The organism is Methanospirillum hungatei, assembly GCF_020216685.1.
GTDB classification, from domain to species: Archaea; Halobacteriota; Methanomicrobia; order Methanomicrobiales; family Methanospirillaceae; genus Methanospirillum; species Methanospirillum hungatei_B.
In genome coordinates, this window is the sequence record NZ_JAIWNS010000101.1 from 1 (window position 1) to 10,000 (window position 10,000).

The window sequence follows — 10,000 nt, forward strand, 5'->3', positions numbered from 1 at the left end:
GCCTTGGATGGTTTTTTTTTTTACACGAGTTAAAAAGAATCGTGCAGTAAATCCTGACGGCCCAGGTAATGTCCAAGTTTCCGATTTTAAAATCCCTGAAGAAGGATTGGAATTACATTTGAAAAAATTTGGGTTTATTCGTCTTTTTCACTCGGTAAGCCGAAAAGGTGAAAGTAGCTATTGGATCTCTAATTTTATTCAGATGAATAATGAAGATAGACTCAATTTGTAGTCAATTTGCTGGACAATCGAGAATTATCACCGGGAAATTAAGAAACTTTGTGGCGTCGAAAAATGTCAGGCTAGGAAAGCAATTATTCAAAGGAATCATATTAACTGCTCTCTAATGGCACATTTACGACTTGAGATAAACCATTTGTTGAATGGTGTCACTCCTTATAATACTCAATGGCAAATCACAAAAGTAGGGATTTCAGAGTACCTTCAGAGACCAAAATATGCGCTATAAAATTTTTGGAGGCTCTTCTTCGTAACTCTTAATTTTATCAGGACATTCATGCTACAGAAATTCTTCGAACTCTTCAAGTGTAACTCCCGCCAATTTTTACGCATTGCGAAGAGTTCCAACAGCTAATTCATCGTGCATGGGAATCACCGTCCCCACCTTTCCTTCAGGAGCATTTCTGGCTAGACGAACATGACTGCCCTTTCTTCCGGAAACCTCAAATCCAAAATGTTTACAGAGAATTTTTATTGCCTCTGCTCCCGATACCGGTTTAATGGCTGGCAACGGGTGCGACCTCAAAGGTGGTAATCAGACTTCGGGATATGGGTGAGAGGGGAAACTCTTCCAGATACAGTTCAGTTGCCTCTTTCAGATTTTCAACTGCTTCCTCGATGGAGGATCCCTGACTCACCGTTCCGGTCTCCGGGCATAATGCAACGAAAAAATCTCCCTCACGATGAATTATTGCGGTATACGTGTTCACTATTCACCTCTCTGAATATTCATAATGAAAAGTCCCATATAGTATTCTTGGATTCCAATACTGATAATATATTCATGCTATCTTTTCAAGGTGCTTGTATCTAGATCATTCCAGTCCATCACACAAATCCAAGTTCCCGAAGGTAGGCACCTAACCGTTTCTTAGCCCAATCCTGTTCGGCATATCCCCCATCGAAACACTGCACTTCTCCCACCAGCTTTAAAAGAGCGAAATAAGCTCCTGTTGTGACCGGGTCAGAAATGGTGTAAGTTTATATGAGAACTGGAAAAACATCTTTCCCATAATCAGTCCTTTCGCCTGCTCAGGTTCGATCGCATCCCGGATCCGGGTACTCAATTCAGCGTATTCTGACTCAAGTACCTATACCTTCTTTTTCTGATACCGGATCTTCCTGTTCATGGCTGCAAGGGTTTTCGTAGGTAGTCAGATGTGTTCTGAAAATTAAATTTATCGTTCACTCCCGAACAAAAACCTGTTTTCCCTGGAGTAGTACCGCCAGACGCCGGACTGTCTCCTGAATCATCCCGGCAGATATCACGGGTGCATCATACTGTTTCTCCATTATCTGGCGGAGGGCCTCTTGTGCAGCCCTTTCGATATCCTCACCTGGCTTTATTGATTTGAACTCGATTACATATCCGGCAGGATACCTGCTGGTCTTTGTGATCATGATAATGTCAGCCCTTCCAAGTCCTGACTCAGCTTGTGATCTGATATCATACACTGACCGGAGGTTTGCTAACAGCCCGAGGACAAAGGCGTGAAATACTGCTTCCGGCAACTTTGCAAGATCAAATAGGAGTTACGCAGTTAACTTTTATAATGATAAGATCTATATATATAGACCGCCCCAATAATATACGTGCCAGTAACGAAACAGCCATCCGATGTTGATTATATCAATTACCTCATCGCAGCTCGATGTGACGTTTCTTGTGTAAAAGTTGCAGATTGTTATTCAACGACTGATTTTTCAATATCACATGATACTTACAACCGATTTCTATCAAGACAGTCTCTAACTCATGAGGCGTTGTGGAAATAAGTTGAGGCTTATGCTGAACGAAAAAGCGGCTGGTTGGTTTTTGATGACACAATTCTCGATAAAATTCATTCAAAAAAAAATTGAGGGCACTTATTATCAATGGAGTGGCAAGCATCACAAGGTCGTTAAAGGAATCGGACTATTAACACTGATTTGGACCGATGGAATCGTCTCATTTCTCATTGATTATCGAATTTATGATTAAAAGTTGACGACAAAACCAAAAATGATCATCTCCAAGATATGGTCAATACAGCCTTCAAGAGAGGTTTTAATCCTGCATTTATCATGTTTGATAGTTGGTATTCTGGAATTGAGAATCTAAAGTTTTTTGAAATTATTGTCAATTTCATTGCATCTATTATTAATTTCATTATGAATTTTATTCCTATGCTTATTGTGTACTTGGTATTTTTTTCAATTATTTATGTTATAATGAGTGGTCGCCACCGCAGTTAGAGAAAGATCTATTCAAAATATTGAACTATTGAGGCTTTTGCATCAGTGCGACAGCCCCTACAATACTATTCAAACAAACAGTAGATAATAAAATTTTCAGATTAAAACCGTAATATTCATACAATTATGATTCCGATGTTGGTGGTCCAATTATGTCTGATATAAATAATGTTCCCACATTCGCCAGATCTTTTTTCAACCATAGAATTATTCGTACTCCGGCCCGAGCAATCGCAATATCTTCAATAGTTCTCGATTTAAATTCTGGACAGATGAATAGAATGCATCATTAAATGAAACAATACATGACTTAATCTCCCTGAATTTAAAAAATATCCATTATAGTGTTGGAGTAGAGGTAGGTTTCTTCTTTTGATTCAACACCGTTTCATCTTCTTCTTTCAGCCTTTTTCGCAGTAACATTTCAGTAAATGAGTAAACCATGAGGCAGAGTACCATAACCATGCTTAAAGCCTCAATCCTTTTTTCACTTTTAAGATAAACTTCAGCAACTCGGAATGATTTGTCCTTTAAAAACCGGAAACCTTTTTCGACAAGCATCTGTCCTTTATAGTGATTCAGAACCGTTTCAGAATCTAAACTCAAAACATTCGTTGCAAGAGTAAATCTGCCCAGATACTGTTTTTCACTTTCAACGATATCCTGAGCAAGTTCAACCCTTGCATCGATCGAATATTGTGGGATTAACGTTTCTCTTGCTTTTGGGCGCCCCTTCTTACCATTTTACCGTTTATAACTGACCTTGATACTTGAATCCACCAATTTACTAAAGGTGTTTCATTAAGATAGCATAAGAGAGCATTACTGACATCTTTTTCACATGCATATCAGACTTTAGAAATCTGTTTTAACCCTTTTAATGCGGCTTTGAATCTCACAGGGAGGTTTTTCTAAAACGTCTTCAATTCTCGGATTTTCATCTCTTCAGATGAGACAACAACCCATTTTTGAGGAACACCACAATAATGTGAGTCAACGCTACTGCAGGAATACCTTGGATCTGAGTTAGGAGTGAAGAGAAGATCAGATTTGAGTAGCTCTGTCATCTCTGTTATTGTGGCAGGGACATTTGATATTCACCTTGTTTCCGGACCGAGGGCATTGATGTTTTTATCAGTATACAGGGCACTGTCACCCATGAATATTACATCAGGATCAAATGTGAATGACTCTTGCAATGAAAGGATTCTTTGCACAAGAACGTCCTTATCTGATTCGTTGCCATCGTGTGCACGAGCAAAAATTAGGTATTCCATGTTGATTGACCACCATACTTAAGGCAAATCTGTTTAAATCCCAGCGTTTGTCTTTTGGATGTCCCTTTGTTATTTTTATACATCCATCTCCGGATTCATTTCCATATTCACCATGAACACTGAAATTGGTTGTATCAACATGACACAGCTGCACTCCATCTTTGTAAACAGTAAACATCTGGGTGACAAGATCTGTAAAGAGCTTGTTGTGGCCATATGCATATATCCTATCCAAAAGGCGACCAATGACTGATTCGTTCAGATGTTTTGCAGAAATATCAGGACCTATGAGTCGTTCCAAATCAAGATGCTCGCAATATTCGGGAAAAAAAGCGTCTTTCGGTAAATCCGATTCCGTTAAAAATGAGGGCTAATAAAATTTGAGAACTTGATAGTCGATGTTGACCGATTTTAGGGATCGCCCGGTCAATTATTGGAGCTAAACCAAGCTTATGGAACGTACCTGCAACGATTCCGAGATGATCAATGGATTATATGGAGTCTATTTCTAATGAAGCACCCTAATCGTTCATTAATTATATTAATGGAGATCTTGTTAGTTATATAGTTTACTATTATATAAAATTGAGATGATCTGACGAAGATGGACTCTATGTATCTATCTTTTATATTTGCGTACCCTAATGGATTTGACATGATTATTACTGAAAAACATAGAGATACCGAGATCATTTTTCTTGTAGAAGAATCTGATGAAGGAGGCTATGTAGCTCGTTCGGTGACTCATTCAATTTATACAGAGGCCGATACTTTTGATGAACTTCGAGATATGGTCCGTGATGCGGTAATGTGTCATTTTGGCGATGATGATATTCCCAGTCTGATTAGACTCCATATTGTAAAGGATGTTGTTATCGCCGTATGAAAGTACCTCGAAATATATCTGGAAATGATCTTATCTCGTACCTTATCTCAATAGGGTTTCAAAAAGTCAGACAAACAGGAAGTCATGTTCGTCTAGAATTAGTAGTACACGGCGAATTGTACGGAATTACTGTTCCATTGCACCATCCCTTAAAAGTAGGGACCCTGTCCAATATTATCAAAGATGTTGCCCAAAAAACAGGTAAGGATTGGATGAAGATCATCGAAGAACTGTAAAATTTTTTGTTTTTGATTAAAAAAATCTTTGAAAAGGATGTGGATGGTTCTGCTAGATCCGCAATATATCTTAGTGATTCTGTATTCACGCTTGATAACGAGTTCTACAAAGATTTTTGCATCCAGATCGTATCAAACTCATTACCGTTCTTTACACCCACCCGCTCAAACCGTCCGCAATGGATAAACCCGTGTTTCTCATGGAACCTGACACTTCCCGGATTGAGGGATGATATCTCTGCAAGAATAGATTTAATGCCCTTCTCCTGAGCTTTTTCTGTCAGGTAATTCAGCACCGATGATCCAATCCCCTTCCCGGTATATGCAGGGTCGAGGAAGTATGATATGACTGCAGTATATCGAAATACCGGCATGGGATTATGAGGGCGTAGTAACCCAAACCCGATGAGTGCTCCGTTCTCTTTTACCGATACCGACGGGTACTGCTCAATCACCGGCAATAATGTATCGAAATACGATGCCGGGAGAGGCGTCTCAAGAAATGCAGCATTGGTATGCTCAATATAGTAATTGAACAGGGCGATGACAGATTCTTTGTCAGATTTGGTGATCGGGGCAAAGATGAGATCTGGATTTTGTATCATAGTCTTACAATAGTTTAGTCACTAAACTATAATAATACCTACTACCCCTTCAAATTATTCAGGGTAATGAAAAGAGACCTATTCAGAATTATGAGGACTATCCCTGATCTCCATACTTCTCTGGAGAATTTTTTCATAACACCGGAGGATGGATATCGCCCCCGTTATCTGCTCTTCCGGCATATCTGATATCTCCTTTAAGAAGTCTGCATAAAGCCGGGCATGGAGATCAGTATGCCATTGGAACGCCCGCATTCCCTTCTGAGTCAGGTCAAGGTATACCGTCTTCTTGTTTTCAGTGCTTCTGACTCTCCTTACGTACCCCTTCTCCTCTAGCTTCTGGACCATCTGGGTGACCGCCCCTTTTGTGATGCCAAGTCGTGTTGCGATTTCAGAGAGTTTTTCCTGCGGATATCTGCCGGCAATATCAATGAGATGGATTTCAGATGCAGAAAGAACATCACCATACCCTATATCCACCGGTGTTTTTTCAATATCCACAGCCTGATGGATGATTCGGATGAGCACATCGGTAAGATCAGAAAAAGAATTTAATGAATTATTCACGCTTTCCCTTTTTCAAAGTCCCATAGAGGTAGTGGTCATGTTCAATCGATTGATCATCAGGACCCTGGGCGTTCCTGCAATACTGAATAAAAAATCTATAGCGTCCTCTGTTTTTTTTCTGCAGGATCTCTTCGCTATAAATTAGGCATTCACTATTCGGCGCAATATCAACCGGATCAGAGGCCTGAAATGATTTCCCATCATATGTTGCCCTGATTGCTTTTGATGTCATAATATCCTCCCAAGAAAAAATGTATTATAATTTAACGACTTCTGATTTCATCCACAAAATATCCCATTATTTGAGTATCCTTTTGTTCCCTGTGATAATATTATTTCCTGAACACATATATCGGTCATAATTTTAGTAATTCGATCCAAATATGTACCGACCAATGAGCGTAACCATCCGACCTGCGGTTCGTAATGACTGCCCACGGCTCCTCGAACTCATCAGGGAGCTTGCAGAATATGAACGTGCATTACATGAAGTTGAGGTATCATTAGAGCATTTTGAAGAATCCGGGTTTGGTGCCTGTCCGGTCTGGTGGGGGATCGTTGCTGAATCGGGCGATTGTATTGTCGGATTTGCTCTCTATTATATAAGGTATTCCACATGGAAAGGACAACGGCTGTATCTTGAAGATATCGTTGTTACAGAAGAGTTCAGGGGATGCGGCATCGGAAAGATGCTATTTGACGCCGTTCTGGATGATGCAAGAAAGAAGAACCTGAACGGAGTGGTCTGGCAGGTGCTTGAATGGAATGAACCGGCAATCAACTTTTACAATAAATATTCCCCGACCTTTAACCAGGAATGGATAACCTGCACCATTGAAAGAGTGTGAGGTTCAGGCAGACAACCCCGTCATCTGTTGAAAGTCAGCTTTTGGGGGGAGTGTCCTGGACCGGGGGTACTTATCGCAGTACCGGCAGGCAGGGCAGGATAGACCTTCCATTCTTCAGTTCATACCCGGCGATTGTGCAGGAGACCGGATACAACCATTTTTATCACCAAAGACTGGTACATCCGGGTACTGACATGAAAGAATGAAACCTCCCTGCCAGGATCAGGACTCCGGGGTTTGTGTACTTTAATGTATCATGTCATCCACCTATCATATGCAGATTTTTAGAGATTGAGTATCTCCGGCAGAGAAAAGCCTGGAGGAGTATTCTGGCAAAAGAGATTGGAACGGCCGATAAAGTTCAGAAATGGCTGTCAATGGGGATGGCGTTCCTCAAAAAGGATCAGCAGGACCGTGCGTACTATGCCTTCAAGGAAGGTCTTCGCATCGATCCTGAAAACTCCGAACTCTGGTATCAGACCGGAATAGTCCTGGCCAAGCAGGAGCGTCACCGGGATGCCATGAAGATGTTCCGGAACGCTCTGAAGTACGATCCGGATAATCTACAGGCCCAGCTTCGCCTTGGTATGTCGATGCATGAAGTCGGCATGTATAAAGAGGCCATCCCTGTTTTAACCCGGCTGGTCGAGCGTGAATCTGAGAATGATCAGGGATGGATGTACCGGGGTGCCTGCTATCTTGCACTTGGCAAGTTTCGCGAAGCCCTCACCGACCTTGACATGGCGATTGACTGGGGGGCTGAACAGGCGGAAGTCTGGGTCTTAAAAGGCTATTGTCATGTCCAGCTTGGAGAGTATACGGACGCACTTGATGCCTATTACTTTGCCATTGAGATAAATCCTGATGATCCGGTTGCATTTTTCGGCCTTGCAAACACTCTGGTTCATCTTGAAGAGCGGGAACAGGCGATCGATGCCCTGAAAAAAGCTGTAAAGATCGATCCTGACTATGCTGATGCCTGGCGGATGATCGCAGACCTCCTTGCAGATTCAGGCGATATCCCTCAGGCTACCAGTGCATATGAGCATGTCCTCAAGCTTGAACCCTGGGATCTTGATACCCGGTACTCGTACTCAATCCTGAAAGCCGAGCTTTCTGATGATAAGGCTGCCGTCACTGATATATTAAATCAGATCATCAATGAAGGCCAGGAGTCGGTCACCTTCTATAATAATCACGGCCTGACTCTGATGCATCTGAAGAAGTATGAGAGTGCTCTCCAGGCATTTAACCGGGCATTGCAACTGGGAAAAGACAATCCCTCCGTCTGGCATAATCACGGTGCTGCCCTTTATAAACTGAAATGGTACAAGGATGCCATGAAATCCTTCCAGCAGTCCTTAAAACTCAATCCGAAAAATGTCAACTCCTGGGTTGGAATTGGAATGGTCGCCGTTGCCCAGTATGAGTTCAGCCGGGCAGCAGCTGCATACACCCATGCAGCAGAGCTCAGTCCCCGGAAAGTAAACATCTGGATCATGCTGGGGGATACCCAGATTGAACGCGGACAGTACCAGGAAGCAATTGCTGCATATGAAAAAGCCCTAGAACTGGATCCTGAAAACCCGACCGCCTGGAATCAGCGGGGCCTGGCTCTCCGGTTGCTTGACAGTCACCCGGCCGCTCTTGAATCATTCGAACATGCTGCAGAGACAAAGAATGCAAAGCCGGAGTCATGGATTAACCATGCCATCACCTCCTTTGAGCTGGGAGAGTATAATCAGTCGGTTCATTCATTTGAGCGTGCATGTAAATTCGGGCCGATACCCTCTGACAGCTGGCTGATATACCTGAATGCCCTTGCCTATGAGCATGAAAACCAGAGACTTATCAAGGCATCAGAGCGGTTTATTGAATTGTTCGGACCTGATGCAGAGGTTCTTTTCCTTCTTGGTGTCGCCCAGTATGAGTTGAAACAATATGAGGCAGCCCTGCATCATTTCAGAGAGACATTAAAGCTGGACAAGGACCATACTGATGCACTTTTCTGGGCAGGTCTGACCCTCCTTGAACTCTATCAGTTTACCGAGGCAATAACCGCATTTGAGGGGGTAGAGGATAATCATCCGGATGATGATCAGGCCTGGTATTATCATGGGAAGACACTTGTCGCATTACATGAACTTCAGAAAGCAGAATTTATTCTGAAACATTCGCTCCAGTTAAATGATCAGTCTGCTGATGCCTGGTATCTGCTTGCCGATGTCCAGCATACCAGAAAGTCGTATGCAGATGCCCTGCAGTCTGTGGGAAAGGCCCTTGATCTCTCTCCGTCGAATAATGAGATCTTAAAACTGAAGGCAAAGATCCAGGTTGCTCTTGGGTCATACCGGGGTGCCTGTCAGACATATGCTGCCATAAGTGAGCCTGATGCGAGTGATACTGAGGTTCTTACCGGATACATGCGTGCTTTGTATCACACCGGTCAGTTCAGGGAAGCATATAGTCGTGTCACCCGCCTGCTGGTCAAGGATGAGAAGAATCCTGATCTCTGGAGGATGCGGGCAGAGATTGAACGTGCCCAGGGGTTGTTTGATGAGGCTGCAAATGCTCTTACTGAAGCGTGTAAATATGCCCCGAATAATAAAAAACTCTTATCTTTGCAGGCGATTGTTCTCTATGAAGCGGAGAAGTATCCGGAGGCCATATCGGTTATTGATAAGGTACTCGGGTTTGATCCACTAAATGGTGAGTTATGGAAACGGAAAGGGGCGGCCCATGATAGTCTGCAGCAGTTTGATCAGGCTTGTGAATCCTACCTGAAGGCAGCAGAGTTTCTTCAGGATGATCCTGATCTTATACGAAAACTGGGGGTAGCCCTGTACAAGACCGGGAAATGTGATATGTCTCTCTCACGGCTTGACCAGTATCTTGAGGTGGTTCCTGACGATCCTGAGATCTGGGAGATGAAAGGGAAGGCTCTATTTCATCTGGGAAAGTATGAACCTGCAAGTGCTGCCCTCTCCCAGGCGATCCTCTATCGTCCGGATGATATGGAGCTTCTCTTCAGGTATGCACAAAGTCTGGTTAAATCCGGGGAGTTACTGACGGCAATACCCCCGCTGGATCAGGTTATCGAACAGAA

Annotated in this window: 12 protein-coding genes and 3 pseudogenes; 7 read left to right on the forward strand and 8 right to left on the reverse strand. The window is 42.8% G+C overall.

Annotated features, from left to right (window positions below):
* Positions 1-469: pseudogene (locus tag LDL35_RS06040) on the forward strand (IS701 family transposase); the annotation flags it as partial.
* Between the two features lie 96 nt (positions 470-565).
* Here LDL35_RS06040 and LDL35_RS06045 read toward each other — a convergent pair.
* The 4 genes from LDL35_RS06045 to LDL35_RS06060 form a co-directional block, all read right to left on the reverse strand.
* Positions 566-751 (reverse strand): type II toxin-antitoxin system HicA family toxin, encoded by a 186-nt coding sequence (locus tag LDL35_RS06045; RefSeq protein ID WP_304020441.1) that lies wholly within the window; start codon positions 749-751, stop codon positions 566-568.
* Positions 738-950, reverse strand: coding sequence for a type II toxin-antitoxin system HicB family antitoxin (locus LDL35_RS06050; RefSeq protein WP_304020443.1), 213 nt, complete (start codon positions 948-950; stop codon positions 738-740). Before LDL35_RS06050 ends, LDL35_RS06045 begins: the two co-directional genes overlap by 14 nt.
* Positions 951-1,169: 219 nt before the next feature.
* Positions 1,170-1,307: a hypothetical protein gene (locus tag LDL35_RS06055; protein WP_304020445.1), complete on the reverse strand. Its 138-nt coding sequence runs from the start codon at positions 1,305-1,307 to the stop codon at positions 1,170-1,172.
* A gap of 118 nt (positions 1,308-1,425) precedes the next feature.
* Entirely contained in the window at positions 1,426-1,752 is a 327-nt protein-coding gene (locus LDL35_RS06060) for a PD-(D/E)XK nuclease domain-containing protein (protein ID WP_304020446.1), read from the reverse strand.
* An 81-nt stretch (positions 1,753-1,833) separates the two neighbouring features.
* Between LDL35_RS06060 and LDL35_RS06065 the strand changes: the two are divergent.
* Positions 1,834-2,343: pseudogene (locus LDL35_RS06065) on the forward strand (transposase); the annotation flags it as partial.
* Between the two features lie 339 nt (positions 2,344-2,682).
* On the opposite strand, the pseudogene LDL35_RS06070 reads toward LDL35_RS06065, so the two are convergent.
* A pseudogene (locus LDL35_RS06070) lies at positions 2,683-4,240 on the reverse strand (IS1634 family transposase).
* Between the two features lie 167 nt (positions 4,241-4,407).
* Between LDL35_RS06070 and LDL35_RS06075 the strand changes: the two are divergent.
* A complete protein-coding gene (locus tag LDL35_RS06075) occupies positions 4,408-4,638 on the forward strand; it encodes a hypothetical protein (RefSeq protein WP_304020447.1) in 231 nt (76 codons plus the stop codon).
* Complete coding sequence (locus tag LDL35_RS06080) at positions 4,635-4,874, forward strand: type II toxin-antitoxin system HicA family toxin (RefSeq protein WP_304020449.1); 240 nt, start codon at positions 4,635-4,637, stop codon at positions 4,872-4,874. Before LDL35_RS06075 ends, LDL35_RS06080 begins: the two co-directional genes overlap by 4 nt.
* A gap of 104 nt (positions 4,875-4,978) precedes the next feature.
* Here LDL35_RS06080 and LDL35_RS06085 read toward each other — a convergent pair whose 3' ends face one another.
* From LDL35_RS06085 to LDL35_RS06095, 3 genes are all read right to left on the reverse strand, one after another.
* Complete coding sequence (locus LDL35_RS06085; RefSeq protein ID WP_304020450.1) at positions 4,979-5,479, reverse strand: N-acetyltransferase family protein; 501 nt, start codon at positions 5,477-5,479, stop codon at positions 4,979-4,981.
* Between the two features lie 78 nt (positions 5,480-5,557).
* Complete coding sequence (locus tag LDL35_RS06090; protein WP_304020451.1) at positions 5,558-6,046, reverse strand: MarR family transcriptional regulator; 489 nt, start codon at positions 6,044-6,046, stop codon at positions 5,558-5,560.
* On the reverse strand, positions 6,039-6,278 hold the full coding sequence (locus tag LDL35_RS06095; protein ID WP_304020453.1) for a hypothetical protein: 240 nt from the start codon (positions 6,276-6,278) through the stop codon (positions 6,039-6,041). The genes LDL35_RS06090 and LDL35_RS06095 overlap by 8 nt, the downstream gene beginning before the upstream one ends.
* Positions 6,279-6,441: 163 nt before the next feature.
* On the opposite strand from LDL35_RS06095, the gene LDL35_RS06100 reads away from it, so the two are divergent.
* From LDL35_RS06100 to LDL35_RS06110, 3 genes are all read left to right on the forward strand, one after another.
* A complete protein-coding gene (locus LDL35_RS06100) occupies positions 6,442-6,894 on the forward strand; it encodes a GNAT family N-acetyltransferase (protein WP_304020454.1) in 453 nt (150 codons plus the stop codon).
* Positions 6,891-7,100, forward strand: coding sequence for a hypothetical protein (locus tag LDL35_RS06105; RefSeq protein ID WP_304020456.1), 210 nt, complete (start codon positions 6,891-6,893; stop codon positions 7,098-7,100). Before LDL35_RS06100 ends, LDL35_RS06105 begins: the two co-directional genes overlap by 4 nt.
* A gap of 33 nt (positions 7,101-7,133) precedes the next feature.
* The coding region (locus LDL35_RS06110; protein WP_304020458.1) for a tetratricopeptide repeat protein at positions 7,134-10,000 on the forward strand (2,867 nt) is incomplete at its 3' end.